Origin of the sequence: Enterococcus sp. DIV1059_2 (genome assembly GCF_051713685.1) — a bacterium.
Taxonomy (GTDB): domain Bacteria; phylum Bacillota; class Bacilli; order Lactobacillales; family Enterococcaceae; genus Enterococcus_D; species Enterococcus_D casseliflavus.
This window is the reverse complement of record NZ_JBIOQK010000001.1, coordinates 3,465,704-3,492,500: the sequence shown is the minus strand read 5'-3', so window position 1 is coordinate 3,492,500 and position 26,797 is coordinate 3,465,704. Positions and strand designations below refer to the sequence as shown.

Here is a 26,797-nt window from a genome sequence, read left to right as displayed (position 1 = left end):
ATTCTCGTCACCCGCTTTAGCTTTTATTTTTTGGGGCCTATAGCTCAGCTGGTTAGAGCGCACGCCTGATAAGCGTGAGGTCGATGGTTCGAGTCCATTTAGGCCCATCAAAATGTAGTCATACATTTGGGGAAGTACTCAAGTGGCTGAAGAGGCGCCCCTGCTAAGGGTGTAGGTCGGGAAACCGGCGCGAGGGTTCAAATCCCTCCTTCTCCGTTTTTTATTGGTCCGTTGGTCAAGTGGTTAAGACACCGCCCTTTCACGGCGGTAACACGGGTTCGAATCCCGTACGGATCATTTTTTACTTTTGGAGGATTACCCAAGTCCGGCTGAAGGGAACGGTCTTGAAAACCGTCAGGCGGGTAAAACCGTGCAAGGGTTCGAATCCCTTATCCTCCTTAACTGTCTCTTTTGTTGCGAGCAAAAGAATCACAGTCCTTTAATTACTGTAAAGTAATTACTTATCGCGGGATGGAGCAGTCTGGTAGCTCGTCGGGCTCATAACCCGAAGGTCGTAGGTTCAAATCCTGCTCCCGCAATTGCTTTGTTTAATGGCAAAGCAGCAATACAAAGCTTCTGGTTTGGTAGTTCAGTTGGTTAGAATGCCTGCCTGTCACGCAGGAGGTCGCGGGTTCGAGTCCCGTCCAGACCGTTGTTTTTGGCTCGGTAGCTCAGTTGGTAGAGCAATGGATTGAAGCTCCATGTGTCGGCAGTTCGATTCTGTCCCGCGCCATAGGAATGCGGGTGTAGTTTAGTGGTAAAACTACAGCCTTCCAAGCTGTTGTCGCGAGTTCGATTCTCGTCACCCGCTTTGCATTTTTTATTTGGGGCCTATAGCTCAGCTGGTTAGAGCGCACGCCTGATAAGCGTGAGGTCGATGGTTCGAGTCCATTTAGGCCCATTACATTTTTAAACTGGTCCGTTGGTCAAGCGGTTAAGACACCGCCCTTTCACGGCGGTAACACGGGTTCGAATCCCGTACGGATCATGCAAACACTCTTGAGAGTGTTTTTTTATTGCCCAAAAATGATCTTTTTATCATTTTTTCAAGCATGAGCAGTCAAAATTTGTTATAATCAGTCCGTTGCAAGTTCCCGAAAGGATTCGCAGCTGCGAAGATGCCTTGTAACCGAAACATATATTAGGGGGAATACAAAAATGACAGAGAAACACTTATTTACATCAGAGTCCGTTTCAGAAGGACACCCAGACAAAGTAGCCGACCAAATCAGTGATGCCATCTTAGATGCGTTGCTTGCCGAAGATCCAATGGCACGGGTCGCTTGCGAAACGTCAGTTACTACCGGATTGGTTTTAGTCTTTGGAGAAATTTCTACTTCTGCTTATGTAGATATTCAAAAAGTCGTCCGAGAAACCATCAAAGAAATCGGCTATACACGAGCAAAATTCGGCTTTGACGGCGATACGGTTGCTGTTTTGGTAGCGATCGATGAGCAATCACCAGATATCGCTCAAGGCGTTGACGATGCTTTAGAAAGTCGTGGAGAAACGGATAAAGAAGATATCGGTGCCGGCGACCAAGGCTTGATGTTTGGTTTTGCCGTTGATGAAACACCTGAATTGATGCCTTTACCGATCGCGTTGAGCCATCGGCTGGTACGTCGCTTAGCAGAGTTGCGTAAAAACAACGAACTAAGCTATTTGCGTCCAGATGCAAAATCACAAGTAACCGTTGAATATGATGATAACGATCAACCACAAAGAGTGGACACCGTCGTTATTAGTACCCAGCATGATGATGCGGCTGATAATGAAACGATCCACCGTGATGTCATCGAAAAAGTGATCAAAGAAGTGATCCCTGCCGATCTTTTAGACGAGCAGACAAAATATTATATCAATCCTACTGGTCGTTTTGTGATCGGCGGTCCTCAAGGGGATGCCGGTTTGACTGGCAGAAAAATCATCGTTGATACTTATGGCGGCTATGCACGTCATGGCGGCGGTGCGTTTTCTGGAAAAGATGCAACCAAAGTTGACCGTTCAGCCAGCTATGCGGCTCGCTACATTGCCAAAAACATCGTAGCAGCAAAGCTAGCCAAAAAAGTGGAAGTACAATTAGCCTATGCGATCGGTGTGGCACAGCCCGTTTCGATCAGCATCAACACTTTTGGTACAGGAACCGTCAGCAACGAGCGCTTGATCCAAGCGGTACGGGAAAACTTTGATTTGCGACCAGCAGGAATTATTGAAATGTTAGATTTGCGCCGTCCGATTTATCGTCAGACTGCCGCTTACGGACATTTCGGTCGTACAGATATCGATTTGCCATGGGAACGCACCGACAAGGTGTCGGCACTTTTGGCAAGTGTGAAGGATTAAAAGAGGCGACCTCTATTGATGACTATCAATAGAGGTTCTTTTTTTTGGAGTAAAAGGAGGAGTTATATGCGAACCAATGTAAAATTAGTCACCATTGCGGTCTTTGTCGCAACGTTTATGACCGCAATCGAAGGAACGATCATTACGACAGCGATGCCTACCATCGTCAGTTCATTGAAAGGGATCGAGATCATGAACTGGGTCTTCTCGATCTATCTTTTGACCAGTGCGATGTTGACCCCGATCTACGGCAAGTTTGCCGATAATATCGGCCGCAAACCAGTCTTTTTATTTGGGACGTTGCTGTTTATTATCGGGTCGGCGTTTTGTGGGATGGCCAACACGATGTTGACGTTGATCATTGCCAGAGCGTTGCAAGGATTAGGCGCAGGTGCCATGATGCCCGTTGCCCTAACGATCATTGCGGACCTGTATCCCGTTGAAAAGCGGGCGAAAGTCTTAGGGCTCAATAGTACGGCTTGGGGGATCGCCAGTGTCGTTGGTCCCTTAGCCGGTGGCTTGATCGTAGATACGATCGGGTGGCATTGGATCTTTTTTATCAACGTACCCATTGGATTAGGGCTGATTGCCTTGATTTGGTTTTATTTTCATGAAGAAAAAAAGGCCTTTGCTGCAGTCAACATTGATTATGCAGGCAGTCTCTTGTTGATGTTGACGCTAGTAGGGCTCCTGCTAGGCTTCCAGTTGCTGGGAGATTATGGTGTGAGTTTGCCTGTCCTCAGTCTGTTCGTTTTTTCTGTCCTTATGTTCATCGGCTTCGTTCGGGTGGAGAAAAAAGCAGCAGATCCGATTATTGATCTGAAGCTGTTTCATTCAAAATTATTTGTGGTGGTCAATATCGTAGCAGCTTTGGCTAGCGGCTTCTTGATGGGGATCGATGTTTATATCCCAATGTGGATGCAAGGGGTCTTAGGCATGAGTGCGGGGATTGGCGGGCTTGTGTTGGCACCGTTATCGATTTTATGGATGATTGGTTCCTTCTTAGCCAGCCGTTGGTTGACACAGCACAGTGTCAGCTGGGTCTTGACGGTTAGCTTGTTGATCACGGCTACCGGTGCTTTGTGGCTGTTTTTGACACCGGCACAGACCTCATTCTGGTTGTTCTTGGTCATTTCTTCTATTACTGGCGTCGGGTTAGGGGCAACGATGGTGGTTTGTACGGTTACTGCCCAAACCAGCGTTGGCCCCACACAAGTCGGCGTGGCGACTTCTTTCAATACTCTGTTGCGAACGATCGGGCAAACCATCATGGTAGCGGTCTTCGGTATCGTTTTAAACACCAGTAATAGCGTAGGCTTAGCACAGGCACAAGTCAATGATAGCAGTGTCATGAATAAGCTAGTAGATCCAGCCGCTGCGCGCCAGCTGCCAACCGCATTATTAGGGCAATTACGGGAGATTCTTTATAGCGGTCTACACTGGGTTTTTGGGATCGGTGTTTTACTTATTGTGCTAGCGATTGGTTTGACCCGCACGATTTCGCGAGAATCTGGTACAATATAAAAAAAGGATCGCAGGTGATTGTATGGCTTTTTTACAAGCAAATATCTATTCAAATGTTCTTGAAATGGAGGTAATGATCGATGTGATCTTGTCTCAAAGTACCAAGAAAAAAATCGGCACGCAAAGCCAATCGACAGGCACAGATCTCCCGGTGCTTTATTTATTGCATGGGATGAACGGAAATCATAGTGTCTGGCAGCGACGGACGTCGATCGAGCGGTATGCCGCAGAGTATCAACTAGCGGTCATCATGCCGTCTACTGATCTGGGGTGGTATACCGATACGACCTATGAGATGAAGTATTGGACTTTTATCGCCGAAGAATTACCACAGATTTGCCATGAGCTGTTTCCTCAGCTGACGCAAAAACGAGAAAAAACTTTTGCGGCTGGGCTTTCGATGGGGGGCTATGGGGCAGTAAAACTCGGGCTGAGAAAGCCTGACCAGTTTGCGGCGGTAGCGTCTTTGTCTGGGGCATTAGCGCTGGCTGAAAGCATGGATTCCTTGCTGCAGCTGCGAAGCCAAGCTTATTGGGAAGGAATTTTTGGACCATTAGAGCAATTCAAAGGGTCAGAAAATGATTTGATCCATCTGATTGAGACCATCGATCCAAGCACAGCGCCGCGCTTTTTTATTAGTTGCGGAACCGAGGATCAGCTGTATCCGGCAAGTGAATATGCGGTGGATAAGCTGCAAAAACGCAAACTAGCCGTAACGTTTGAATCGGGAACTGGGGATCATGATTGGAATTTCTGGGATCAATGGATCCAACGAGTCCTGCAATGGCTTTTTAGTGAATAAAAAAACCATCAGTCGATCGACACCTTAACGTGCCGAGGACTGATGGTTTTTTCGTTCGATACAAAATAAGATCGGCGGTTGGTTGCGCTGATTGATAAATTGATAGGAAAGGACATTGAATGCCTCTTGCGGCAGCTGCTGACAAAAGGAGTGGACTTCTTTCAGCTCTGCTTCGCCGCCAGCGTGTCCATAATAGCAGACGAGGATGATTCTACCTTTCGGGGCTAAACGTGTCAGTAAAGCTTCTAAAGCCGTTTTCGTTGTATCAGGCAGCGTGATGATCGCTTTGTCCCCTTTCGGCAAGTAGCCTAAATTGAAAATGGCGGCGTGAACCGGACCACTCACAACCTCTGCCAACGTCTCATGGCCTTGATGGATCAGCTGGACTTGCGCCAACAGCTCTTTTTCAGCCAAACGCTTTTTGGTAGCTTGCAGGGCTTGTTCTTGAATATCAAACGCAAACACCTGACCAGTCGGGCCAACTAAGGAAGCCAATAATTCCGTGTCGAAGCCGTTGCCCATCGTGGCATCAACGGCGGTTTGTCCCGGCTGCAGAACTTCTTTTAAAAGGGTGTGGCTATAGCGCATGGCGGTCGGCAGCATTGACAGGCTCCTTTCGCACGTTGAATTTTCCTTGATAGGAGTTGCGGCGCAGCATTTCTTGATCGATCTCATTCAAGACTTCCCATTTTTTCAAACTCCACATGGGACCTACCAGAGAATCCCATGGTGCATCGCCTGTCAGGCGATGAATGATGATCTCTGGGGGGATCATTTCTAACTGATCGCAGATCAATGACACATAGGTATCGCGCCGCATCAATTGCAAACGTCCTTCATGATAATCCCGCAGCATCCGAGTATTGCGCATCAAATGCAGCAGGTGCAGTTTGATGCCTTGGATATCAGAATCTTGAATGGTGCGGCGGACATTTTCTTGCATCATCTCGATCGTCTCGCCTGGCAGGCCATTGATCAAATGGGTACAGACACGAATATTGTGTTTGCGCAGGCTGGCGACGCCGTCTAAGTAAGTTTGATAATCATGGGCGCGGTTGATGGCATTGCTCGTGGTTTCAAACGTCGTTTGCAGTCCTAATTCGACCCATAAATAAAAGCGTTGATTGAGCTCTGCTAGATAGTCAACGACATCTTCTGGTAAGCAGTCTGGTCGGGTCCCAATGGAGATCCCGACAACACCAGGTAGTGTCAGCACTTGCTCGAAGCGTTCGCGGATCACTGCCACCGGTGCGTGGGTGTTCGTAAAGTTTTGAAAATAGACAATGTATTTGTCCACTTGCGGCCACTTTTTGTGCATCATGGCGATCTCTTTTTCAAACTGCTCTGGCAGTGGGGCTTCAGGAGCTACGATCATATCGCCAGAACCGGACACACTGCAAAATGTACAGCCGCCTTTGGCAACGGTGCCGTCACGATTGGGGCAGTCGAAGCCCGCATCGATGGGGACTTTAAAGATTTTTTCGCCAAATTCTTGCCGCAAAGCAAAGTTCCACGAATGGTATCGTTTGTTTTTATCTTCTGCATAAGGAAATGGATTCATCATTTTTACCTTCTTTTATAATTGTTTACGCGTGAAGCGCCAGACAAAGCGTTTTTGCAAGTAGTACGGATAGGTCAACAGCAGCCAAGACAGGCCAACACAAAAACCGCCTAACACATCACTGGGGAAATGCACACCAACATAAATACGGCTGATGCCGATGCAGCCAATCAAAAGGCCCAGCAAAAGGCGGATGCCCCATTGCCAAAAAGGCTGCTTAAAGAAAACTGGGACCAAGAAGAGCAAGGTTCCATAAAAAATCATACTGCCCGTCGAGTGTCCACTGGGGAAACTGAAACTTGATTCCGTGACTAAGTGTTCAAGAGTTGGGCGCTCCCGTAAAAAGACCAGTTTGATCAATGGATTAAAGAGCCCAGCAATCCCGATGGTACCAATACTGAGCCATAGGGCTTCAGCATAATACTTGTTGATCACTAAGACAGCTAAAACAGCGAGAAAGAGCAAGATGATCGTGGTAGGATTCGCAAATTTTGTGACCCATAGAAAAAACGGTGTCCAAAACGGGTAGCCGCTGCGGATGATGCGAGTCAAGGTTTCGTCAAAGGAGACCAACCAAGTAGGGTAAAATTTCACGACATAGCCGAGAAAAACGAACAGCAGTAAAAAGCAACTGCCCGCAAATTGAAAATAAAGTTTTTTATGCATGGATAAGCCTCGTTTCTAGAGAATTTCTGTCAATTATTGTCATTAAGTCAAAGAGACATCTAGAAGGTATTATAGCATTTATCACAAGTCGGAAAAAGCGCGGAACGAGCAGGGGGTTACTCGTCTGAGCAAGCGATACGTTTATCGGGAGCAGGCCAATTGCTTCATTGCAATAAATGTTCGTTTGATTACAAAGAGTTTACAGTTTCTGAAATCGGCTCAAATACCTTTTATAAATTCTTAAGAAATTGTATACTAAACCTACGTTCACTATAAGGAAAAAACGGAGGAATAACGGACATGAACACGAGTCAATCAAGAAAAGTACATCGTCAAGCAGACCAATCGGGCGATAAGTATCGAGTGATCAAAAAAAGTGCAGTTGTTTTAGGAACAACACTGACTGCTTGCTCTGTTGTAGCTCCATTGGTGTCATCGGTTCAAGCAGAAGCCGTAGAGACCTCGATCGCCCAAGTTTCTACTAGCAATTTTGCCGCGCCGAATACTTCCGCGTTTATTGCTGAAATCGCTACGTACGCCCAACCTGTGGCAAACGCCAACGATCTATATGCTTCTGTGATGATCGCGCAAGCCATTTTAGAAAGTGGTTGGGGCCGAAGCAGCTTATCAAAAGCACCGAATTACAATCTTTTCGGAATCAAAGGCAGCTATAACGGTCAAACCGTTTATATGAGTACCTTAGAATATTTGAACAACCAATGGTTGACTATGAATGAACCCTTTAAGCGTTACCCATCTTACACGCAATCATTTGAAGATAACGCACGTACTTTACGCTCAACTTCTTTACAAAGCGGTGTCGCGTATTATTCTGGCGCTTGGAAAAGCAATACGACTTCATATCTTGATGCAACCGCATGGCTAGCAGGCCGTTATGCGACTGCACCAAACTATGCCTCTTCACTGAATGCCGTGATCCAGCAATTTGGGTTGACGAAATATGACACGCCAGCTTCTGGCAATGCCGGTGGTGGCGCCACAGCCAGTGCTTCAACGAGTACGACGACCACGACATCAGCTGTCAGCACGAGCGGCAGTCAAACCTATACAGTCGCTTCGGGGGACTCAGTCTGGTCGATCGCCAACAAACATGGCATCTCCATGGATCAGCTGCGCAGTTTGAACAATATCAAAAACGATTTTGTTTATCCAGGACAAACCTTGAAAGTCAACGGCAGCGCCCAAAGTACTTCGGCAACTTCAACGGTATCGATCGTCAATCGCAATGCTTCAGCAACTACATCAGGTAATACCTACACCGTAGTTTCTGGCGATTCCGTTTGGTCGATCGCCAATAAGCATGGCATTTCGATGGATCAATTTCGCAGTTTGAACAACATCAAAAATGATTTTGTCTATCCAGGGCAAAAAGTTGTCGTTAGCGGTGGTTCGTCTACGAATACCAGCAGTACTACGACCGTCAGCACGGCATCAACGGCTAGCCAAAGCAGTGGCGGCGCCTACACGGTGGCAGCTGGCGATTCAGTCTGGTCGATCGCTAACAAGCATGGCATCTCGATGGATCAGTTCCGCAGCTTGAACAATATTAAAAACGACTATGTTTATCCAGGTCAAAAGGTGGTTGTCAGCGGTAGTTCTACCCGTACAAGTACAACGACGAGCACGACCGTCAGCAGCCAAACCAGCAGCAGTGCTGCAGGCAACACCTATACGGTGGCTTCTGGTGATTCAGTCTGGTCAGTTGCCAATAAACACGGGATTTCGATGGACCAATTCCGCAGCTGGAACAACATCAAAAATGATTTTATCTATCCAGGCCAAAAGGTGGTCGTCAAGCAAGGCGGCACGGCAGCTACTACCAGCACTTCAGCGACAAATGGTACGTACAAGGTCGCATCGGGGGATTCTGTTTGGGGGATCGCAGATAAGTTCGGCATCACGACGGATCAATTTATCCAATGGAACAATATTCAAAATAACTTTATTTACCCAGGACAAACAGTTAGGGTAAAATAGATTGCTATTCCTAATGATTTTTGTTAGGATAAGTGCAAAGAAACTTTCACGTTTGAGAAGGAATAGTAGAAGTACGGTGGGACTTTTAGAGAGTGCATGGTTGGTGGAAATGCACAGCACACCTTTCGAACTCGTCTTCGAGTGATATCTGACTGAACCTGATTTGGCTAGGCAGATACGGCGATGGCCGTTAAAACATCGAGGTCTGCTTTTTTGAGGAGCAGATAAACTTAGGTGGTACCACGTTGATAACGTCCTATAAAAATCATAGCGATTTTTATAGGACTTTTTTTAAGTTTTGCTGGTTGATTTGACGAGCAAAACACCAATTTTTTAGGAGGAGTCCATCGTGAATTACAATCACAAAGAAATCGAAAAAAAATGGCAAAAATATTGGGCAAAGAAAAATGAATTCAACACCCATGATGAGCCGGACAAACCAAAATTTTATGCGCTAGATATGTTCCCATATCCATCTGGACAAGGATTACATGTCGGACATCCAGAAGGCTATACAGCTACGGATATCTTGAGCCGCTTCAAACGCAGCCAAGGGTACAATGTACTGCACCCAATGGGCTGGGATGCCTTTGGTCTGCCTGCCGAACAATATGCACTAGACACTGGAAATGATCCAGCGGAATTCACGAAGAAAAATATTGAGACCTTCCGCCGTCAAATCAATGCGCTAGGATTCAGCTATGACTGGAATCGTGAAATCAATACGACAGATCCCGAGTACTACAAGTGGACACAATGGATCTTTACCAAGCTTTATGAAAAAGGGTTAGCTTATGAAGCCGAAGTTCCAGTAAACTGGGTACCAGAGCTTGGGACCGTGATCGCCAATGAAGAAGTCATTGACGGCAAAAGCGAACGGGGCGGCTACGATGTGATCCGCAAACCGATGCGCCAATGGATGCTGAAAATCACGGCGTATGCTGATCGTTTGTTGGACGATTTAGAAGAAGTTGATTGGCCAGAAAGCATCAAAGAAATGCAGCGCAATTGGATCGGACGTTCGGTCGGAGCCAACGTAACGTTTAAAGTGGCAGGGATGGAAAAAGACTTTACCGTCTTTACGACTCGCCCAGATACCTTGTTTGGTGCGACCTACGCCGTATTGGCGCCAGAACATGAGCTAGTGGCCCAAATCACTACACCAGAACAAAAAGCAGCCATTGATGCCTATGTAGAAGAAGCGTCGAAAAAATCTGATTTGAACCGAACAGATTTGGCCAAAGAAAAAACTGGTGTCTTCACAGGTGCCTATGCCATCAATCCCGTGAATGGTAAAGAGATCCCGATTTGGATCGCCGATTATGTTTTGGCTTCTTATGGAACAGGTGCGATCATGGCGGTTCCTGCCCATGACGAACGTGACCACGAATTTGCCAAAACATTTGGCTTAGAGATCATTCCTGTATTGGCAGGGGGCAACGTGGAAGAATCTGCCTATACCGAAGATGGACTGCATATCAATTCAGACTTTTTGGATGGGCTAGACAAAGAGACAGCCATCGAAAAAATGGTCGCATGGTTGGAAGAAAACCACGTTGGGAAAAAAGAAGTCAGCTATCGTCTTCGCGATTGGTTGTTCTCTCGCCAACGGTATTGGGGAGAGCCAATCCCAATCATCCATTGGGAAGATGGTACGACTACGACGCTTCCTGAAGATCAGCTGCCGTTGCGTTTGCCAAAAACCGACAATATCAAACCAAGCGGTACTGGTGAATCGCCATTAGCCAATGTCACAGATTGGGTCAATGTCACCGACCCTGAAACTGGAAAAAAAGGACGTCGTGAAACCAATACGATGCCGCAATGGGCTGGAAGTTCATGGTATTTCTTGCGCTTTATCGATCCTCATAATAAGTCTGTTTTGGCAGACTACGACAAATTGAAACGCTGGATGCCAGTCGATATTTATATCGGTGGCGCAGAGCACGCTGTCTTGCACTTGCTTTATGCTCGCTTCTGGCATAAATTCTTGTATGATATCGGTGTCGTGCCAACGAAAGAACCATTTGAAAAATTGTTCAACCAAGGGATGATCCTTGGGGAAAACAATGAAAAAATGTCAAAATCCCGCGGCAACGTCGTCAATCCAGATGATGTCATCAATCAATACGGTGCGGATACTTTGCGTCTATATGAAATGTTTATGGGACCATTGGATGCATCGATCGCTTGGAATGAGAATGGTCTTGAAGGCAGTCGTAAATTCTTGGATCGTGTGTGGCGCTTGATCGTCGATGAAAATGGCAAAATACGTGACCGCATCACGACATTCAACGATGGCAAATTATCGAAAGTTTACCATCAAACCGTTAAGAAAGTGACGGAAGATTTTGAGCAGCTGCATTTCAATACGGCGATTTCCCAATTGATGGTCTTTGTCAATGAAGCGTACAAAGCCGATGCCTTGCCTTACGAATATGTCGAAGGATTTGTGCAGCTATTGGCTCCGATCGCACCGCATATCGGGGAAGAGCTATGGTCGATCCTCGGGAATGACCATGGGATCTCTTATGTGCCATGGCCAACCTATGACGAAAGTGCCCTAGTGGAAGACGAGATCGAAGTCGTCTTTCAAGTCAACGGCAAAGTTCGCGCCAAAGCAATGGTGCCAGCGGATGCCGAAAAAGCAGTGCTTGAACAATTGGCGCAAGAAAACGAACTTGTCCAAGAACAGCTCCAAGGAAAAACGATCCGTAAAGTGATCGTCGTACCGAACAAATTGGTCAATATCGTTGCAAACTAAACGCTAAAAAATAGCTGCCTAGCAGATCGAGGGTCTGTTAGGCAGCTTTTTGGTGACGACAAAGAAAAAAAGTGTTACTGAGTAGTTCTCAGCAACACTTTTTTGTTATTTTTTGCGAATGATCCCATAGAACAAAGCGGCTGTTGCGACCAATGGAATCAAGATCACTAGTAGAAAGCCGTTTGGATACGTAGCGCGAGTGAAAATTTCTGATGAAGCATCACTTCCGCCAAATAGATGATTGGAAATCATGAACTGAGCCATCATAGCAACGATTGCGACAAAACCAATTGCAGCACCAGTACCGACGAAAATTTTTTTCTTTGCGTTGTTCATTACATTTGCCCCTTTTATAGTCTCTATGTATCATTATACAAAATTTGGATGCGTGTTCAATCTGATTTTGTCAAATAATTGATTCGTAATACACTTGAAATGTTTCTGACATATTTAAGCACCAGAAGAGTAAAAATTCCCCCGTAGACCGATCATATTATTCGCTGATCCTCACGGACTCTCGTATAATAAAGTAAGAGAAAAGAAAGAGGGGACTTACATGGAGTATCAATCATTTGAAGGCCAGTCGGCTTTTTTTGAAGATTATGCACGGATTGCCAAACCTGGCTATGAGGAAGAGGCAGTCACTGCCGATGTCTTGGAACAGTTGAATCAACAATTAACAGAAGAAGAGCTGTTTTACCGTTTAGCAGCCAAAGATGCCAAAGAAGGGCAAGTCTTTTTGTTTCCTTTCAGCAAACGAATGTTTACCGAAGACCTTGACGCGGCCATTTCAACAGAATTCCGTTATGATGGCGCACCCTATGTCTATGAGACTTACGAAGACGAACAACCTTAGTCACGCAGAAAAAAAGCTTTCAGATGATCTGTTAAATCATCTGAAAGTTTTTTTGTTGAGGCAACTTGTTGCTATTGGTGTTTGGCTTGCTGCTGCGCTAAGGTCAAGTCACCGATGTAAGGGACTTTTTTTCCAGCGACTTTCAAGTATTGTTCGGCGCCTTTGCCCGCAATAATCACGATATCCTTACTGTCTGCTTCAGCAATCGCTGATTTGACGGCTTGAGCCCGATCCATCTCATGAATGATGGCAACTTCAGGATTGGTGATCGCAGCTGCGATTTCTTTTGCGATCGCAGCTGCTTCTTCAAAATCAGGATCATCGCTGGTCAGGTAGACTTTGTCCGCATATTCTCCTAGCGCTCGTCCCATATCTGCTCGGCGAGATTGGGCTTTGCCGCCAGCACTGCCAGTGACAAAAAGCAGGCGGCCTTCTGGGCGCAATTGGCGGGCAAGTTCACTTAATGATTGGAAGCTAAGGTAATTGTGGGCATAGTCAACGATCATGACTGCGCCATTTTCTTTTTCTAAAACGATCATTCGTCCAGGGATGATCACTGTCGGCAGGACTTTCTGAGCGTCCTCACGAGAGGCACCCGCTAAGCAGGCAGCTAAAATCGCCGCTGCAGCATTCTCATGGTTGAAAGAACCTAAGATCCCCAGTTGATATTCCCCAGAGACTTGCAAGACATCAGAAGCAGCTGACAGCGCAAAGCCTTTTAGATCCGTCCCTTCTTGGACGACATAATCGGCGTCTGAACGTCCGTAGGTGATATAAGGAACTTGATGGACTTCACAAGTTTCTCGCAGCAAGTGGTAGTGATCGCTTTGGCGATTTAAAATCATCTGTTTGCTGTTGCGGATCAGTTCCCGTTTGCAGTAAAGGTAATCGTCATAAGTTGGATGTTCCACTGGTCCAATGTGATCAGGCGAAATATTTAAGAACGCGCCAATATCAAAGGTAATACCGGCGACCCGTTTGGTTTTATAGGCTTGGGAAGAAACCTCCATCACAAGATGGGTCATGCCGTTTGCGACAGCCTCGGCCATCATCTTATAAAGATCCAGTGTTTCGGGGGTCGTCAACACTGCTTCATTAAAGGTTTTTCCGTCGACTGAGTTTTCCTCAGATGAAAAGAATGCTACTTTTTGACCCGTCGATTCTGCTAAAATCGCCCGAGCAAAATAGGCGCAGCTGGTTTTGCCTTTTGTTCCAGTGATGCCGATGGTCACCAGCTGTTCTTGAGGATGGCCATAAAACGCTTGAGCGATCACTGCCATCGTTTCTCGAATGTCGGTGACGATGATTCCATAAGTTGCAAAGTTGTCATAGGGCGTTTCTGAAATGTAGCACTGAATCCCTTGGTCAATGGCGGCAGCCAGGTAGCTTTCTTTAAAAGAAGCCCCTTTACAGAAAAAAAGCGCCGCCGCATCGGCTGTTCGCGAGTCGTAGCTTAATGAGGTAAAGGCAAGATCAGTCATTTCTTGCGGCACGGTATAAACCCAATCAGTGGGGGTGATGATTTCTTTCAATAGGTTTTCCTGCAATAAGAGCTTGCGGATCTGTGGCACGGTAATGAGTTCCTTTTGCATCGTTGTTCTCCTTCATTCCTCTAAAGATTTCTCTTATTATAGCATAACTCCTAAAAACCGCCGTTTGGGAGGGAAAAGTTTTCTTTTTTTTCTCCTTATTTTGAAGAAACTTTAAGATGTTGCAAAAATAGATTGCGACCAACCCTTTTTCGAATTAAAATGGAAGGGATATGTTTGTAGAAAGTTGGAGATAATGGCGATGGATAAACACATGCGTTCAGTGTCAAAAGAATTAACTACACAAGAAAAAATGGCTCAAGGATCTGCTTGGATGACGATGGGAAATATCGGCTCACGCTTGCTTGGCGCTATTTACATTTTACCCTGGTATTATTGGATGGGCGCAAATGCGGATAAAGCAAATGCGTTGTTTGGAATGGGCTATAATGTTTACGCCTTATTTTTAATGATCTCCACTGCGGGGATCCCTTCAGCAATTGCCAAACAGATTTCTTTTTACAATTCTCGCCAAGAATACCGCACGAGCCAGAAGCTCTTTTTAAGAGCGTTTCAATTGATGGCAGGTTTTGGCGTGGTGACCGCTGGAATCATGTATTTGGCAGCCCCATGGTTGGCAACGGCTTCAGGCGGAGGCGCAGAATTGATTCCTGCGATGCGCTCATTGAGTATTGCTTTATTGGTTTTTCCTTGTATGAGTGTCATGCGAGGGTATTTCCAAGGAAACCAAGACATGAAACCTTTTGCGATCTCGCAAGTCGTTGAACAAATCGCTCGTGTCTGTTATATGCTTTTAGCGACCTTCATCATTATGCGGGTCATCGAAGGCGAATACACGGCAGCCGTGACGCAATCGACCTTTGCCGCCTTTATCGGTGTCTTAGCCAGCATTTTGGTATTAGGCTATTACTTCCAAAAGCAGCGGGTGCGGATGGATGTTTTAGTCGATATGAGCAAAGAAGAAACGGTGCTGCAAACCAAAGAATTGGTTTTAGCGACCATCAAAGAAGCGATCCCTTTTATTATCGTAGGCTCAGGGATCACGATTTTAAAATTGGTGGATCAGTACACCTTTGTTCGAATGATGAGCAGTTTTACCGAATTTTCAAATGATCAGCTCTTAGAACTAATGGCGATTTTCGGCAGCAACCCTGATAAGCTGACGATGGTGGTTATCGGATTAGCTACTTCCATGGCTTCAACGGGACTGCCTTTGATCAGTGAAGCAGTCGCCAAAAAAGACAAAAAGAACTTAGCCAAATTGATCAGCAACAACTTGCAATTGTATTCCTTTGTAATGTTTCCAGCGACTTTTGGGATGATCGTACTGTCTTATCCTCTATACACCTTGTTTTATCGTCCAGATGCGTTAGGGGCGAGCGTCTTAGTCGCTGCTTGTCTGTCGGGTCTGGTCTTGGGCTTGTTTATGCTTAGTTCGAGTATGCTGCAAGGGATGTACCACAACAAAGAAGCCGTTGTTTTCTTCTTTGTAGGGTTACTGGTGAAAGTGATCTTGCAGTATCCAGCGATTCGTTTGTTCCAAGTCTACGGTCCATTGGTTTCTACCACGATTGCCTTAGGGATCGTCTGCTGGTTAAATATTCGCAAAATGATTCGCAAAGGCCATTTCAATGTAAACTTAACGTTGCGACGGACATTATTGATTGGCGCGATGACGATCATTATGGTGGTCGCAGCGTTGATCGCTCGCCAACTCTTTGGGCTTGTCTTGAGCTCTGAAAGAAAAGTCCAAGCCTTTATCTTGAGCTTGCTAGTAGCAGGAGTCGGCGGCAGTGTATACATCTACATTGCGCTGAAATTGCGTTTAGCTGAAAAATTACTCGGCTCATCAATGGTTCGTTTACGCCAGAAATTACACATCAAATAAAACTAGAAGCAGCCGCTGAGCCTCCTTTGTGAGACCTTGGCGGCTGTTTTATATGAAAGGAAGAGACCGATGCGTTTAGACAAATTTTTAGCGGATATGGGCTATGGCTCCCGCAAAGAAGTGAAACAGTTGATCAAAAAAGGGCTCGTGACCGTCAATGGACAAGTCATCAAAAGTGACAAAGCACAAGTACAAGAAACACAAGATACCGTTTGTTTTGAGGGGGACCCCATCGCCTATCAAAGCCAGTTTTATTATTTGCTGAATAAACCCGCCGGCGTGATTTCGGCAACCGTCGATTCCTATGAAGAGACGGTCTTAGATTTGTTTTCTGAAGAAGCGTTTCGCGAAGATTTGTTTCCAGTAGGACGGTTGGATAAAGACACCGAAGGCTTTTTGCTGATTACGAACGATGGCGGATTGGCGCATCAATTATTGTCGCCTAAAAAGCATGTGGAAAAAGAATATTATGCCCAAGTTGAGGGAATCATGACAGCGGAGGATCAAAAAATCTTTGCCAAAGGCATCAAATTAGACGGCGAGTGGACTTTGCCGGCTGAGCTGCAGATCCTCAACGTCGATGAAGACGAAATGCGCAGCGAGATCAAACTGATCCTCCATGAAGGCAAGTTTCATCAAGTCAAACGGATGGTCCATGCAGTAGGAAAAGAAGTCGTTTATTTGAAACGGATTCGCATGGGAGGCCTGTCCTTGCCAGATGATTTGGCATTAGGCGAGTATCGGGAATTAACGTCTGAGGAATTGGCGAAGCTGCAAGAGCGAGGATAAGGCGGTTGGCGAGCTAAAGAAATTCTTATAAAAGTTGTTATTCGGCTGCAATATTTGTAAAAAAAGCCCGTTTTATAGGTAATTTACATGAAAATTTGCAACAATAGACTTTAAACTGTTGGAAAAACCCTCTTTTTTTTCATGAATAAGCATGTTAAAGTAGCCAAGCTACTAAAAAAAAGAAGGAGTTGCCTCATTGAAGAAAAAGATTTTTTTATTGCTCGCCCTTACGTTGCCGCTTTTCCAGCCAGCTGTCAGTTATGCTGCTGAAACGAAGAGCACCGAGGAACTGACGGTTTTGACTGCAGAACTTGCAACGTATGAAGAGGAAGTCACCACTAGCCAACAGAAAGTCACAGCGCTGGAAAGTCAATTAGCGGATTATCAGGAAGAATTAAGCCAATTAGCACAAGAAAGCCAGGAAGTTCAAACGCAGATCGCTGCTCTGAATGACCAAAAAGCCCAGCATCAAGAAAGCCAAGCGCCAAGCAGCCCGGTAGTCGACGGACCACAAGCCACGATCCAACAACTACGCAAGTTTAGTGAACAACAAGCGGCTTTACGGGAAGTGAACCAACAATTGGTGGAAAAAGAAGCCCAACAGCAACGAATCACTTCGTACCAAACCTTGACGCAAGCCCAATTAGTACATAGTAAAGAACAACTAGCAACAGCAAAAGAAGAATTGCAGAGCCAACAAGAGCAGCTGCAGCAAACGCAAGCGCAAGTACAAGACTTGCAAGAAAAAGTGGACAAAGAAGCAAAAGCCGCTGAAGAAGCAAAACAAAAAGCCAAAGAAGCAGCAGAGAAAGCAGCAGCCAGTGAATTTTCACTGCCAATCACGGGCGCCGTGTCGATCTCCAGCGGTTTTGGTACTCGAACTGACCCAACTGGTTTTTCTGGGACGCAGCATGACGGGATCGACTTTACAGGTCAAGCGGGGGAGAAGATCGTCGCCGCTCGTGATGGTCAGGTAGAAGATGCTGGTTATGGTCCAAGCACGGGGAATTACGTGATTTTGGCTCATGATGACGGCTTTTACTCGTATTATTTTCACTTAACAGCTGTCAGTGTCTCGAAGGGGGCAAACGTTGCTGTTGGCGAGCAAGTCGGTACGATGGGGACGACTGGAAACTCGACTGGCGTCCATTTGCACTTTGGATTGAGTAAGACGTTGTGGTCAGATTTCGTTGATCCAGCAGCTTACTTACCGCTATAAGCCGAAGGAAGCACCGAGTAGAAACATTGAAAAAAACATCTGAAACCAAAAAGCATGACTGACAAGAGGGGGTCCTCAAGTCGTCATGCTTTTTTTGTTTACCACAAGCCCGGTTGAGCGATGATCACTAACTGTTCTTTGGTAAAGGGATGCTCCAGATGCAATTCATAGCCATGCAGCAGCAAACGCGGCGCTGGTTTGTTTTGGTAAAGCGGGTCACCGACGACTGGATGACCGATACTGGCAAGGTGGACGCGAATTTGGTGGGTCCTCCCCGTATCTAACACACAATACACATCGGTCGTCTTTTGTTGGGTGTGGGCGATGGTTACATGGGTGACGGCTGACTGACCGTTGCGGGGGTCAATGATCCGCTTGCGACGATCGTGACGGTCACGACCGATTTTTTTGGCGATCGTTTGATCTTGCGTAAGTTTGCCCCAAACTGTGGCTTGATAGCGGCGGAAAATCTGTTTGTTTTCCAACATTCGACCCAAGATCGGCAACACCAAAGGATTTTTTGCGAATAAAACGACACCGCTGGTTTCTTTGTCTAGACGATGGACCACATAAGGCTGCTGCTGTTTCGGCGCAAGGTAAGCAGCTGCATCATTCAATAGGGTATCTGCTTCTAATGGCTGATTGGGGTGCGTCTTGACCCCCGCAGGCTTGTTCAGCACCAATAAGTGCTCATCTTCAAAAAGTACGTCGACTTTGTCTGCTTGGCCTAACTGGATCGGCTGATAGCTGTAATCACTGTCTTCAATGATCAAAGTGATTTGATCGCCGCCACGAACTTCTTGATGAAACATCGCGGGCTGCTGATTGACGATTACATTTTTCCGTGTGCGCAGAAAATGGCGCACTTTTCGTGGGACGAGCCACTCCCGTTCCAACAAATCGCGAAGCGGCATGGGCGGGTGATTTTCGGGTAAAGTCATGGTGTATTCCATAAAAACGTCCTTTCTTTGCTGTTCGCTACCGACTATTATAGCATCTTTAAGCTTTTCTTATAAAAAAAACAATAAAAAACAGAGCATTCAATGCTAGAATAATAAAGCATTCTTTTCGAATGAAATTACGTCTAGAGCCGTATAACAAAGAAAGTCATTTATGCTACACTTAACCAAAGGAGCGTGAAGTAATGGATTGGAAACACATCCTTCACAAAATAAAGACCGGTTGGCTGACCTTTTGGCGCTGGTTAAAACCGTATTTGCAGCAATTTCATCAATGGCGCAAGCGGGTTTGGAAAAAATACCACGTAAATAAAATTTTTATTTTACTTAGTTTAGTTGCTATCTTAATCATGAGCGGGTATTTGTTTTATATCGCCAAAAATACGAAAGTCAGTGAATTAGAGTCAGGTCTGAAAGAATCGACGGTGATTTTTGATGCCAATGGCGATGAAGCAGGGCAGTTGTACTCGCAAAAAGGCACGTACGTTTCTCTTGATGCCATTTCCAGTGATGTGGTCAACGCCTTGATCTCAACCGAAGACCGCAACTTCTATAATCACCACGGGTTTGATATCAAGGGGATCGCTCGAGCAGCCCTGCGCATGCTGGTCAACCGCAGTGCCGAAGGCGGTGGGGGAAGTACCATCACCCAGCAGCTTGCCAAAAATGCCTATCTGTCCTTGGATCAAACCTTTAGTCGAAAAGCCAAGGAGCTTTTCTTAGCGATCGAGATCGAGAAGAAATATTCTAAAGATGAGATTTTGGAAATGTATTTGAACAGTTCCTATTTTGGTAACGGGGTTTGGGGCATTCAAGATGCCTCGCTAAAATATTTCGGTGTCAATGCTTCTGAACTAAGCGTGGGAGAAGCTGCGACGTTGGTGGGGATGCTCAAAGGTCCTTCGATCTATAACCCGATCGACAATCTGGAAAACGCCACGAACCGTCGCGATACCGTCTTGAGTTTGATGGTGGATAACGGCAAGTTGGACCAGTCCGTTGCTGACCAAGAATCACAAGTTGCCTTAGCTAATTTACTGTATGATGGATTTGGCAATTCAGAATCTGGCTATAAGTATCCTTATTATTTCGATGCGGTCATCGATGAAGCCGAATCCTATGGGTTGGACGCCGATGATGTCATGAATCGCGGCTACAAGATCTATACAGCACTGGATCAAAACTACCAAGCGCAAATGGAAGCTGCCTATAAAAACGATGCCTTGTTCCCTGAAAATGCCGCTGATGGCACGATGGTGCAATCAGGCTCTGTCGCACTTGATCCGAATACCGGTGGGGTGCAAGCGGTGGTGGGTCGTCGTGGCGAGCACGTCTTTAGAGGCTTTAATTTTGCCACGCAAATGAAACGTTCACCAGGCTCCACGATCAAACCGATCAGCGTCTTCGCCCCTGCCCTAGAAGCTGGGTTTGAACCCGATAGTATCCTGAAAGACGAGCCCCTCGATTTTTATGATGCTCAAAACTTTGATGGGACCTATGCTGGCGAAGCAGTCATGTATCAAGCCCTCGCCCAAAGCCTGAATCTGCCAGCAGTTTGGCTGTTGCATGAGATCGGCTTAGATCGTGGGTACAGCAAAGCACAAGAGTTTGGACTTTCCTTGACCGAATCCGACAAATATTATGGCTTAGCATTAGGTGGTTTGGAAAAAGGGGAATCACCCATGACGATGGCAGCAGCGTATGGCGTTTTCGCAAATGGCGGGTATTACTACAAACCGCATTTGATCACCAAAATCGTTGATTCAACTGGTGCCGTGATCGTTGACAATACGTCTGTGCAAGGCAAACGGGTGATTTCTAAAGAGACCGCTGATAAAATGACGAGCATGATGCTGGGCACCTTTTCTAACGGGACGGGTGTTAGTGCCAGTCCGTACGGCTTTACGATCGCCGGTAAGACGGGTACGACAGAGACCAACTTTGATGCTTCTAAGGTCAATGACCAATGGATCGTCGGCTATACCCCTGATATGGTTCTTTCAACCTGGCTAGGATTTGAACATGTGAGTGAAGATCATTACTTAACGGGAACTAGCGGACAAGTCGTTGGGAAAATATTCAAAGCAGAGGCCGAAAGCTTACTGCCTTATAGTCAAGGCACCCAATTCCAAGTTGCAGACGCTTATTGGACAGGTGGAAAATTGATGGCAGCCGATGAAGTACCAGATCCTGAGAGCAGTACGTCACAAAATGGCAATGATTGGCAGAAAACCATCGATGACTTTGCCGAAAGCGCCAAAGAAGGTATGAAGGAATTCGGCAGCAAGATCAAAGAAGGAACGAAAGAACTGTTTGGCGGCTTGTGGAATTCCATCAGCGGAAATTAAAGGAATTAGGCAACTGCTAGTCTAGAACCTGAGAAGAATGGTATACTAGAAAAAAAGAGGAGGCGTCAAAATGGCAAATATTTATGATACAGCAAACCAATTAGAACGTGAATTACGCGAGTCAGAACAGTTTCAAGATTTGAAAGGTTCTTTCGACCGCTTGAAAGCAAATGAAGAAGCGTATGCGTTATTCAAAGAGTTTCAAGAGTTGCAACAAAGCCTGCAACAAAAAATGATGGCTGGCGAAGAAATGACAGAAGAAGAAGCGCAAAAAGCCCAAGAATTATCGCAAAAAATTCAACAAGACGGCATTGTTTCTGACTTGATGCAAAAAGAGCAAGCCTTCAGCTTAGTAGCCAATGACTTGAACCGCATCATCATGGGTCCTGTAAGAGATCTATACGAAGCGTAATCGCCAACAAACAAAGACCAAAGAAGCAAGTGAATCTTCAGAGCAATCGGCTGCAACTGCAAGAGCCTTTTCCAAAGAAGTTTCAAAATCGCTTCTTTGGTTTTTTTTATGAAAAAGGCGAACAAATTTTCGTATTTTGCTGACGGAATGCCTGAGAAATGTTATGATAGAAGCATTAAGGAGGGAGAAAGAAATGCGATTTTTACATAGTGCAGACCTGCATATCGACCGGTCATTTGAAGGGGTTCATTTGTTATCTGAAAAAGTGAAGACCCAACTCCCTGCCATCAATCAAAAAATCATCCGTAATTTGGTGGATGTTGCCTTAGAAAAAGCGGTCGATTTTGTTTTGCTGGCTGGGGATACATTCCATCAAGCACGGCCGAGTCTAAAAGTGCAGCATGACTTTTTTGCCCAACTGCAACGACTAGGGGAAGCACAGATCCCTGTCTATATGATTTTCGGCAACCATGATTATTATGATCCGCAACGGTATTGGTTTGCTTTTCCAGAAAACGTCATTCTCTTTTCATCAGAAGAAGTTCAAACGGTTCAAGGAACAACGAAAAACGGTGAAACCTATGCAATCAGTGGATTTAGCTACCAACATCCTTGGATCACTGAAAATAAAGTAACAGAATTTCCTGCAAGAGCAGCGGTGGATTACCATATCGGGCTTTACCACGGGGACCAAGCTGGTGAACGGTATGCCCCCTTTTCAATCAGTGAAATGAAGCAAAAAGGCTATGATTATTGGGGCTTGGGGCACATCCATGTACCTAAGACGCTCTCAGAGCAGCCACCGATTCTCTATCCAGGTACACCTCAAGGAAAGACCAAGAAAGAACAGGCGACTGGGGTGATTTTGGCAGACTTATCACCGCAGGGACCAACGATCGAGCGCTTGGAGATCGCAGAGATCGCTTGGCAAAAGCAAGTGGTCTCCTTAGCGGATGTGACTGCCTCGAATGCCGTATTGCCAGCGATCATCGAGCGCTTAAAAAGTCCTCGTTCGCGCTTGCTGCATCTGGTGTTGACCGATGTGCAGCAGCTGCCGCCAGATTGGTTTCCAGCTGCGGAAAAAAATGAATGGCTGACCTACCTCAATGAACGGTTGGCACAAACAGAGCCGCTGCAAGTGATCTATGCCCTTGAAGTCGAGCAAGCCAATGAAGACAAGATCGCATTGGCGGTATCAGAAGATTATATGCTGCAGTTTTTAGCGATGTATGAGTCGCCAGAGATGTTTGCGGATCGATTGTCGGATCTATTGCAGCATCCACTGATCCAGCGGGGGATCACCCATGAATCATTTCAAGAAGAAGTCTTGCAGCAAGCCAAGCAATTGTTGAAAGACGACTTTCAATGGGAGGAGCAGTCATGAGAATTTTAAAAGCAGAGATTACCGGTTTTGGGAAATACCATGAACAAAGCTTTGCCTTTCATCCGCAAAATCAGCTGCTCTTTGGGCACAACGAGATCGGAAAATCGACGTTGTATCAATTTATTGCCGCCATCTTGTTTGGCTTTCCGAAAAAGACAGCCAAGAAAAAAGACTATACCCCCAAAAACGGTGCTGCTTACGGTGGCAAGTTATGGTTGGCGTTGGAACCCTTCGGCGAAGTGATCGTGGAACGCTATCGGCAAGTGGACCGTGGTCGTGCCAAAGTCCATGTCGCTGGCCAGACGGTCGATGAGCAATGGCTGGCACAACACCTGCAGCCCCTCAATCGAGCATTGTTCTTCGATGTCTTTACTTTTCAGCAAGAGCAATTGACCCAGATCGATAAGCTAGAAGAAAATGAGCTGCACCAAGCGTTGATTTCTCTAGGGATCAGCGGCAGTCAAAAAATGCTGCAGCAAGTGGCGCAATATGAAACCACCAATCAGCAGCAATACAAGCCACGAGGGCAAAAGCTGCCTTTGAACCAAGCGTTAAAACAATTAGAAAAACTGCAAAAAACGATTGCGGAAAAAGAAAGCGAAGAAAGCCGCATCCAACAGCAGTATCAACAGATCGCCCAGCTGCAAGAACAGATCCAAGACTTGCGGCACCAGTATCAAGCATTGAATGACGCTTATCAGGAAAATCAGCAACAGCTGAGTCACTGGGGCCTTTATGAAGAGTGGCAGCAAATGGCACCAGCAGATACGCTAGCCGATCCTCAGCAAGTCCAAGCCATCAAACAGTTTTATCAGCAGTATCAGCAGCTGACGGAAGAAATTCGCAAAAAAGAAGCCGAATTAGATCAGTTGGAGCAAGGAAAAGAATCAGACAAGTATTTCTTTTACCTTGATCACGAGCATCAGATCAATCACTTGCTGCAGCAGCAAGTGACGATGGCGCGTTTGGCAGATCGTGAAGCAGCAGCCAATCAACAAGAAACTGTCGCCATCACAGAGTTGAATCGCTTGATTGAAAAGCGCCAGTGGAGCAGAGAATCGCCGCCGCTAGTAACGGCTTCGATCCATGAACAAACCACACGTTTACTGCAAGAACGTGTGCAGTTAGAAGAGCTCGAAAAGCGCATGAGGCATTTAGAAGAAAAAGCGCAACCTTTGCAAGTCACCGCGGCCCGCTTAGAACAGCAGCATCCTCAATTGATTGGACGCAAGCCCGTTTCTCGCCCACTATGGCCGCTGGGGATCGTCGGTGGGCTAGGCGCAGTGATCGGTATCTTTTTGCCAAGTCCCTGGCGCTGGCTTGCATTAGGTGCGGGGATCGCAGCGATCATCGGCAGTATTTTGCCGCTGATGAAAGCAGCACCAAACAAGCAGCAAGGCATCAAGCAAGAATGGCAGACGGTCCTCATGCAGTTGGATCTACTGGGCGAAGAGTTGGCACAGCTGGAAAATGAACAGCAGCAAAAGCAACAGCAGATCAGCCGTGCCCACCAAGCGTTGACACCCTTTTTTGGTGATTTGCCGGTAGAAAACTGGCAGTCGTATCTATTCGCCTATGATGAAGATGTTGCTAGCTATCAAGCCTACTCGCAGCAGCGCAAGCAAGCCTATCAAGAACGGCAAGCGGTCACGGAAGAATTGGCCCCCTTTGAGGAGCAATTCCGCCCGTATGCGGAGTGGCTGCCGCTGCAAAACAAAACCTTGTTAGAAAAAGCGGCGATGTTGCAGAAGTTTCATGAAGAGATGCAAACGATCAAGCTTTCGCGGTTGCAACAACCTAGCACGTTACTGGCCCAACAATTGACCCGTACCCGCAACGAACGCGACCAGCTGTTTGCCCAAGCCAGTGCGCTCTTGCAGCAGCAAGGGTTAGATCACCCTGCAGAAATCAGCCTCTGGTTGAAGCAATGGGAAGCAGCGCAGCGCACGCAGCAGCGAGCAGAAGAATTGGCGGGGATGTTAACACCGATCTATCCCAAACCAGTCACACAAGCAGAATTGCTGCAGCAAAAAGACCAGATCAAGCAGCAGCAAACACAGCTTCAGGCACAAATGCAGCAGTTGACGGAGCACAAACAGCGCTTGGAACTAGAAGCAGCAGCCAGTCAAAAAAACGGCACCTTGAATCAGCTTTATCAAGAAGAAAGTGAGCTGAAGGCGGTCATTGAAGAACTCGCTGTGGCATGGGGCAGTCGTCAGTTGGCGGCTTCAATTTTGACGGATGTCACGACTGAATTGTCAGAACAACAATTGCCGCAGCTATTGTCAGCCGCTTCGACTTATTTTGAACAGCTTTCAAACGGACGTTATCAAAAGATTCTTCTGGAAAATGGTCTGTTAGTAGCGGCAAATGCCAGCGAGACCTTTTCGATCATTGACTTGTCCACAGGAACGAAGGATCAGTTGATCATGGCGTTACGTTTCGGTTATCTAGCGCTGCAAAAAAATCACCCGTTGTGCCCGATCATTATTGATGATGGTTGGTTGCATTATGACAGTGTTCGTAAGGAACGCTTCGCAGCACTATTAAAAGAGTTTGGACAAAGTTATCAAGTAATTTGTTTGTCTTCTGACCAAGAAATGGTAAGCTATTATCAGAAGTACCAGCAGCCTATCCAGGATCTGAGTAAAGGAAGTGAAAGATTTGGCTGATCGGCCAAATAAGCCCATGAAAAAAATTCGTGAATTAACTGTTGATGAAACGTTTCAACTTTTCTTACTGATCAAAAATGCCGATGTACGGATCGCGAAAAACGGCAAAAAGTTTATTGCCTTCACGTTTCAGGATACATCTGGCACGATCGATGGAAAGTTTTGGGATGCATCAGATGAAGAAATCGCCCGTTTTGAACCCGGGAAAGTGGTACTACTAGATGGGAAACGAGAAGTTTACCAAGGCAATCCGCAAGTCAAAATCATGCATTTGCGTTTAGCGAAGCCGGAAGAACCCCACGAACCAAGCCAATACATGGAAAAAGCGCCCTTGCGAAAAGAAGAGATGGAAGAAGAAATCAGTCAAACCTTGTTTGAGATCACAAATCCTCACTGGAATCGCATCGTCCGTTTCTTGTTGAACAAGTATAAAAAGGAATTCTTTGATTTTCCAGCTGCGAAGCGCAATCACCATGCCTTCGCCAGTGGATTGGCGTATCATACGACAACTATGCTGCGCTTAGGAAAAGCGATCGTCAAAGAATACCCTGAATTAAATGCGTCACTGCTGTATGCGGGCATTATTTTACATGATTTAGGAAAAGTGATCGAGTTGACAGGTCCCATGACGACAGAGTATACCTTAGCGGGGAATCTAGTAGGGCATTTGGTCTTAGTGGATGAAGAAATCACGCAAGCCTGTATTGCTTTGAAATTTGATGACAAACAAGAAGACATCGTTGTTTTGCGGCATATGGTCTTAGCCCACCATGGCTTGTTAGAATATGGGTCACCTGTTCGGCCCCGCATAATGGAAGCGGAGATCCTCCATCAGATCGATAATTTGGATGCTTCCATGCAAATGATGCTGACCTCGATCCGCCTGACAGAACCTGGTCAATACACAGACCGAATTTTTGGCATGGACAATCGGAGTTTTTATGTACCGAAAGAAGTGTAGCAGTGATGTTGCAGCTTGATCGATCAAAGTGAATGATAGAAAGAACAAAAACCACGCTAGGCTTGCTTAGCGTGGTTTTTTTAGCTGCTGGAAAAAGCAGT

The 26,797-nt window shown here is 46.1% G+C and carries 20 protein-coding genes, 11 tRNA genes, 1 riboswitch and 1 other annotated feature (1 of these 33 only partly in view); of the genes, 25 read left to right on the top strand and 6 right to left on the bottom strand.

Annotated elements, in window-relative coordinates:
- The 14 genes from IGI72_RS16550 to IGI72_RS16485 form a co-directional block, all read left to right on the top strand.
- Positions 1–16 (top strand) — tRNA-Gly (locus IGI72_RS16550); it begins 55 nt to the left of the window's first position.
- Positions 17–33: 17 nt separating this feature from the next.
- Positions 34–107: transfer RNA gene (locus IGI72_RS16545), tRNA-Ile, on the top strand.
- Between the two features lie 21 nt (positions 108–128).
- Positions 129–216 (top strand) — tRNA-Ser (locus IGI72_RS16540).
- A gap of 9 nt (positions 217–225) precedes the next feature.
- Positions 226–297, top strand: a tRNA-Glu gene (locus IGI72_RS16535).
- 12 nt (positions 298–309) lie between these two features.
- Positions 310–399: transfer RNA gene (locus IGI72_RS16530), tRNA-Ser, on the top strand.
- 66 nt (positions 400–465) lie between these two features.
- Positions 466–539: transfer RNA gene (locus IGI72_RS16525), tRNA-Met, on the top strand.
- 39 nt (positions 540–578) lie between these two features.
- Positions 579–652: transfer RNA gene (locus IGI72_RS16520), tRNA-Asp, on the top strand.
- Between the two features lie 8 nt (positions 653–660).
- Positions 661–733, top strand: a tRNA-Phe gene (locus tag IGI72_RS16515).
- Between the two features lie 7 nt (positions 734–740).
- Positions 741–811 (top strand) — tRNA-Gly (locus IGI72_RS16510).
- Between the two features lie 16 nt (positions 812–827).
- Positions 828–901: transfer RNA gene (locus tag IGI72_RS16505), tRNA-Ile, on the top strand.
- Positions 902–916: 15 nt separating this feature from the next.
- A tRNA-Glu gene (locus IGI72_RS16500) sits at positions 917–988 on the top strand.
- Between the two features lie 91 nt (positions 989–1,079).
- Positions 1,080–1,161: riboswitch (SMK box riboswitch) on the top strand.
- The gene (metK, locus tag IGI72_RS16495; RefSeq protein ID WP_115232893.1) at positions 1,159–2,343 is read left to right on the top strand and encodes a methionine adenosyltransferase; all 1,185 of its coding nucleotides are present in this window, start codon (positions 1,159–1,161) and stop codon (positions 2,341–2,343) included. (Overlaps the previous riboswitch by 3 nt.)
- Before the next feature lie 66 nt (positions 2,344–2,409).
- Positions 2,410–3,867, top strand: a complete 1,458-nt coding sequence (locus IGI72_RS16490) for an MDR family MFS transporter (protein ID WP_438754829.1) — start codon at positions 2,410–2,412, stop codon at positions 3,865–3,867.
- Positions 3,868–3,889: 22 nt separating this feature from the next.
- Complete coding sequence (locus IGI72_RS16485; RefSeq protein ID WP_438754827.1) at positions 3,890–4,669, top strand: alpha/beta hydrolase; 780 nt, start codon at positions 3,890–3,892, stop codon at positions 4,667–4,669.
- Between the two features lie 24 nt (positions 4,670–4,693).
- Here the strand turns inward: IGI72_RS16485 and IGI72_RS16480 are convergent, their stop codons facing one another.
- Genes IGI72_RS16480 through IGI72_RS16470 form a run of 3 tightly spaced genes read right to left on the bottom strand, consistent with a single transcriptional unit; the run spans position 4,694 to position 6,896 of the window.
- Positions 4,694–5,272 (bottom strand): tRNA (mnm(5)s(2)U34)-methyltransferase, encoded by a 579-nt coding sequence (locus IGI72_RS16480; RefSeq protein WP_015510496.1) that lies wholly within the window; start codon positions 5,270–5,272, stop codon positions 4,694–4,696.
- Complete coding sequence (locus tag IGI72_RS16475) at positions 5,247–6,230, bottom strand: TIGR01212 family radical SAM protein (RefSeq protein WP_010749006.1); 984 nt, start codon at positions 6,228–6,230, stop codon at positions 5,247–5,249. Before IGI72_RS16475 ends, IGI72_RS16480 begins: the two co-directional genes overlap by 26 nt.
- A 15-nt stretch (positions 6,231–6,245) precedes the next feature.
- Positions 6,246–6,896 carry a phosphatase PAP2 family protein gene (locus tag IGI72_RS16470; RefSeq protein ID WP_015510495.1) on the bottom strand — a complete coding sequence of 217 codons (651 nt, stop codon included), beginning with the start codon at positions 6,894–6,896 and terminating at the stop codon, positions 6,246–6,248.
- 300 nt (positions 6,897–7,196) lie between these two features.
- Between IGI72_RS16470 and IGI72_RS16465 the strand changes: the two genes are divergently transcribed.
- Both IGI72_RS16465 and leuS read left to right on the top strand, forming a co-directional pair.
- Entirely contained in the window at positions 7,197–8,894 is a 1,698-nt protein-coding gene (locus IGI72_RS16465; protein WP_438754824.1) for a LysM peptidoglycan-binding domain-containing protein, read from the top strand.
- Between the two features lie 42 nt (positions 8,895–8,936).
- Positions 8,937–9,156 (top strand) — a binding site (T-box leader).
- Between the two features lie 87 nt (positions 9,157–9,243).
- The gene (gene leuS, locus IGI72_RS16460) at positions 9,244–11,658 is read left to right on the top strand and encodes a leucine--tRNA ligase (RefSeq protein WP_438754822.1); all 2,415 of its coding nucleotides are present in this window, start codon (positions 9,244–9,246) and stop codon (positions 11,656–11,658) included.
- A gap of 105 nt (positions 11,659–11,763) precedes the next feature.
- On the opposite strand, the gene IGI72_RS16455 is transcribed toward leuS, so the two are convergent.
- A complete protein-coding gene (locus tag IGI72_RS16455) occupies positions 11,764–11,994 on the bottom strand; it encodes a hypothetical protein (protein WP_005227680.1) in 231 nt (76 codons plus the stop codon).
- Between the two features lie 220 nt (positions 11,995–12,214).
- Between IGI72_RS16455 and IGI72_RS16450 the strand changes: the two genes are divergently transcribed.
- Positions 12,215–12,514 (top strand): DUF5960 family protein, encoded by a 300-nt coding sequence (locus tag IGI72_RS16450; protein WP_438754820.1) that lies wholly within the window; start codon positions 12,215–12,217, stop codon positions 12,512–12,514.
- Between the two features lie 71 nt (positions 12,515–12,585).
- On the opposite strand, the gene murE is transcribed toward IGI72_RS16450, so the two are convergent.
- Positions 12,586–14,106 (bottom strand): UDP-N-acetylmuramyl-tripeptide synthetase, encoded by a 1,521-nt coding sequence (gene murE, locus IGI72_RS16445; protein ID WP_438754818.1) that lies wholly within the window; start codon positions 14,104–14,106, stop codon positions 12,586–12,588.
- Positions 14,107–14,305: 199 nt separating this feature from the next.
- Between murE and IGI72_RS16440 the strand changes: the two genes are divergently transcribed.
- The 3 genes from IGI72_RS16440 (at position 14,306) to IGI72_RS16430 (ending at position 17,960) form a co-directional block, all read left to right on the top strand.
- Positions 14,306–15,952 (top strand): putative polysaccharide biosynthesis protein, encoded by a 1,647-nt coding sequence (locus IGI72_RS16440; protein ID WP_142965686.1) that lies wholly within the window; start codon positions 14,306–14,308, stop codon positions 15,950–15,952.
- 69 nt (positions 15,953–16,021) lie between these two features.
- On the top strand, positions 16,022–16,741 hold the full coding sequence (locus IGI72_RS16435; RefSeq protein WP_438754815.1) for a pseudouridine synthase: 720 nt from the start codon (positions 16,022–16,024) through the stop codon (positions 16,739–16,741).
- A 196-nt stretch (positions 16,742–16,937) separates the two neighbouring features.
- Positions 16,938–17,960, top strand: coding sequence for a peptidoglycan DD-metalloendopeptidase family protein (locus IGI72_RS16430; RefSeq protein ID WP_438754813.1), 1,023 nt, complete (start codon positions 16,938–16,940; stop codon positions 17,958–17,960).
- Between the two features lie 98 nt (positions 17,961–18,058).
- Here the strand turns inward: IGI72_RS16430 and IGI72_RS16425 are convergent, their stop codons facing one another.
- Positions 18,059–18,913 (bottom strand): RluA family pseudouridine synthase, encoded by an 855-nt coding sequence (locus IGI72_RS16425; protein WP_016609951.1) that lies wholly within the window; start codon positions 18,911–18,913, stop codon positions 18,059–18,061.
- Between the two features lie 191 nt (positions 18,914–19,104).
- Between IGI72_RS16425 and IGI72_RS16420 the strand changes: the two genes are divergently transcribed.
- The 5 genes from IGI72_RS16420 (at position 19,105) to IGI72_RS16400 (ending at position 26,696) form a co-directional block, all read left to right on the top strand.
- A complete protein-coding gene (locus tag IGI72_RS16420; RefSeq protein ID WP_005227705.1) occupies positions 19,105–21,267 on the top strand; it encodes a PBP1A family penicillin-binding protein in 2,163 nt (720 codons plus the stop codon).
- Positions 21,268–21,337: 70 nt separating this feature from the next.
- Positions 21,338–21,679 carry a YlbF family regulator gene (locus IGI72_RS16415; RefSeq protein WP_005227708.1) on the top strand — a complete coding sequence of 114 codons (342 nt, stop codon included), beginning with the start codon at positions 21,338–21,340 and terminating at the stop codon, positions 21,677–21,679.
- Between the two features lie 193 nt (positions 21,680–21,872).
- Positions 21,873–23,063: a metallophosphoesterase family protein gene (locus IGI72_RS16410; RefSeq protein WP_233619068.1), complete on the top strand. Its 1,191-nt coding sequence runs from the start codon at positions 21,873–21,875 to the stop codon at positions 23,061–23,063.
- The gene (locus IGI72_RS16405; RefSeq protein ID WP_438754811.1) at positions 23,060–25,735 is read left to right on the top strand and encodes an AAA family ATPase; all 2,676 of its coding nucleotides are present in this window, start codon (positions 23,060–23,062) and stop codon (positions 25,733–25,735) included. Before IGI72_RS16410 ends, IGI72_RS16405 begins: the two co-directional genes overlap by 4 nt.
- Positions 25,736–25,751: 16 nt before the next feature.
- Positions 25,752–26,696, top strand: a complete 945-nt coding sequence (locus IGI72_RS16400) for a 3'-5' exoribonuclease YhaM family protein (RefSeq protein ID WP_026008117.1) — start codon at positions 25,752–25,754, stop codon at positions 26,694–26,696.
- The last annotated feature ends 101 nt before the right edge of the window (positions 26,697–26,797 follow it).

Bases quoted from the DNA above. Each gene is read 5' to 3' on its own strand.
- metK (WP_115232893.1), top strand. From the start codon at position 1,159: ATGACAGAGAAACACTTATTTACATCAGAGTCCGTTTCAGAAGGACAC.
- IGI72_RS16490 (WP_438754829.1), top strand. From the start codon at position 2,410: ATGCGAACCAATGTAAAATTAGTCACCATTGCGGTCTTTGTCGCAACG.
- IGI72_RS16485 (WP_438754827.1), top strand. From the start codon at position 3,890: ATGGCTTTTTTACAAGCAAATATCTATTCAAATGTTCTTGAAATGGAG.
- IGI72_RS16480 (WP_015510496.1), bottom strand. From the start codon at position 5,272: ATGCTGCCGACCGCCATGCGCTATAGCCACACCCTTTTAAAAGAAGTT.
- IGI72_RS16475 (WP_010749006.1), bottom strand. From the start codon at position 6,230: ATGAATCCATTTCCTTATGCAGAAGATAAAAACAAACGATACCATTCG.
- IGI72_RS16470 (WP_015510495.1), bottom strand. From the start codon at position 6,896: ATGCATAAAAAACTTTATTTTCAATTTGCGGGCAGTTGCTTTTTACTG.
- IGI72_RS16465 (WP_438754824.1), top strand. From the start codon at position 7,197: ATGAACACGAGTCAATCAAGAAAAGTACATCGTCAAGCAGACCAATCG.
- IGI72_RS16455 (WP_005227680.1), bottom strand. From the start codon at position 11,994: ATGAACAACGCAAAGAAAAAAATTTTCGTCGGTACTGGTGCTGCAATT.
- IGI72_RS16450 (WP_438754820.1), top strand. From the start codon at position 12,215: ATGGAGTATCAATCATTTGAAGGCCAGTCGGCTTTTTTTGAAGATTAT.
- murE (WP_438754818.1), bottom strand. From the start codon at position 14,106: ATGCAAAAGGAACTCATTACCGTGCCACAGATCCGCAAGCTCTTATTG.
- IGI72_RS16440 (WP_142965686.1), top strand. From the start codon at position 14,306: ATGGATAAACACATGCGTTCAGTGTCAAAAGAATTAACTACACAAGAA.
- IGI72_RS16435 (WP_438754815.1), top strand. From the start codon at position 16,022: ATGCGTTTAGACAAATTTTTAGCGGATATGGGCTATGGCTCCCGCAAA.
- IGI72_RS16425 (WP_016609951.1), bottom strand. From the start codon at position 18,913: ATGGAATACACCATGACTTTACCCGAAAATCACCCGCCCATGCCGCTT.
- IGI72_RS16420 (WP_005227705.1), top strand. From the start codon at position 19,105: ATGGATTGGAAACACATCCTTCACAAAATAAAGACCGGTTGGCTGACC.
- IGI72_RS16415 (WP_005227708.1), top strand. From the start codon at position 21,338: ATGGCAAATATTTATGATACAGCAAACCAATTAGAACGTGAATTACGC.
- IGI72_RS16410 (WP_233619068.1), top strand. From the start codon at position 21,873: ATGCGATTTTTACATAGTGCAGACCTGCATATCGACCGGTCATTTGAA.
- IGI72_RS16405 (WP_438754811.1), top strand. From the start codon at position 23,060: ATGAGAATTTTAAAAGCAGAGATTACCGGTTTTGGGAAATACCATGAA.
- IGI72_RS16400 (WP_026008117.1), top strand. From the start codon at position 25,752: ATGAAAAAAATTCGTGAATTAACTGTTGATGAAACGTTTCAACTTTTC.